The sequence below is a fragment of the Acinetobacter sp. V2 genome (assembly GCF_001188385.1).
In the GTDB taxonomy this organism is placed as follows: domain Bacteria; phylum Pseudomonadota; class Gammaproteobacteria; order Pseudomonadales; family Moraxellaceae; genus Acinetobacter; species Acinetobacter oleivorans.
In genome coordinates, this window is record NZ_JZFB01000001.1 from 980,671 (window position 1) to 981,196 (window position 526).

Here is a 526-nt window from a genome sequence, read left to right on the forward strand (position 1 = left end):
TCCACCTAGCTCAACCACCTCAGAAACCTGAACAATCGTGACATCAGCAGCCATAGCCATAATCGGGCCAAAGTTACGGGCAGATTTACGGTAAACCAGATTGCCCCAACGGTCGCCTTTGTAAGCTTTAATCAAGGCAAAGTCAGCCTTAATTGGGTATTCGAGTACGTAATCTTTCCCATCAATCTGGCGGGTTTCTTTGCCTTCGGCCAAAAGTGTTCCAAAGCCTGTTGGGGTAAATACAGCACCAAGTCCCATACCGGCTGCCTGAATACGACAAGCCAGATTACCTTGTGGAACCACTTCAAGCTCTACTTTTCCAGCACGGTACAGCTCATCAAACACATAAGAGTCTGACTGACGTGGGAAAGAACAAATCACTTTTTTAACTGAACCGGCTTTAAGCAGTTTAGCCAGACCGTAATCGCCATTACCGGCGTTATTGCTGACAATTGTTAAATCTTTAATACCGAGTTCAATCAGTCCATCAATGAGTTCAGCGGGTTGTCCTGCGGTACCAAAACCA

At 46.2% G+C, this 526-nt stretch carries 1 protein-coding gene; it reads right to left on the reverse strand.

What is annotated here, in order from left to right; all coding sequences use genetic code 11:
• Positions 1-526: 3-oxoacid CoA-transferase subunit A (locus tag UC75_RS04440; RefSeq protein WP_228137086.1), on the reverse strand; the 526-nt coding region annotated here is incomplete at both ends.